Origin of the sequence: Pseudoalteromonas sp. SG44-5 (assembly GCF_014164175.1) — a bacterium.
Taxonomy (GTDB): Bacteria; Pseudomonadota; Gammaproteobacteria; order Enterobacterales; family Alteromonadaceae; genus Pseudoalteromonas; species Pseudoalteromonas nigrifaciens.
In genome coordinates this window covers 1-707 of sequence record NZ_JACJES010000057.1, presented here as the reverse complement: position 1 = coordinate 707, position 707 = coordinate 1, and the positions used below count along the sequence as shown (strand labels likewise).

1 protein-coding gene is annotated in these 707 nt (G+C 42.3%); it reads left to right on the top strand.

The genetic code is table 11. From position 1 onward, the window contains the following. On the top strand, positions 1 to 678 hold a 678-nt coding region (locus H5079_RS18145), incomplete at its 5' end, for a transposase (RefSeq protein WP_182684624.1). Between the last annotated feature and the right edge of the window lie 29 nt (positions 679 to 707).

Here is a 707-nt window from a genome sequence, read left to right as displayed (position 1 = left end):
AAAGGCACTGTACTCACTAACAAATACCTGCAAGGCGAAGAGCTAAGCAAAATTGAATGGCTACTGTTAAATGAAACAATCAGTGAATACCGAGAACGCTTAGCTAATATCAGTTGGTTTATGCGGCTATTAAATGAAGACATTGCGCGCAGAGCTAATAAAGAAGATAACTGTACCGGACGGTTTTGGGAGGGACGTTTTAAATCACAAGCCCTTTTAGATGAAGCCGCATTAATCGCCTGTATGGCATATGTTGATTTAAACCCAATAAGAGCAAAGGCAGCAACAACACCAGAAACATCAGAGCATACCAGTGTAAAAATACGCATTGAAAGCGCCACTGCAGGTAAGCAACCGAAGCAACTTCTACGCTTTTCAGGTAAACCAAAAAAGCAAATGGCAAAAGGATTACCCTTTGCGCTTAAATCTTACCTTGAACTAGTAGAATTAACCGGGCGTTGTATACGTGAAGACAAGAAAGGCTATATTGAAGATACCACTTTACCCCTGTTACAAAGAGTAAACATTACCCCCGAAAACTGGCTAAAACTCACCACACAATTTAGTCGCGTATTTCATGGAGCAGTAGGTCGCCCAGCGTCGCACGAAGGATACTGCGAACACCTAAACAGAAAGCGGCGCACCAACGTGAGTAACTGCGAAAAGCTACTGGCTTAAAGCGTTACTTCAAAAAGTTACCCGTTATT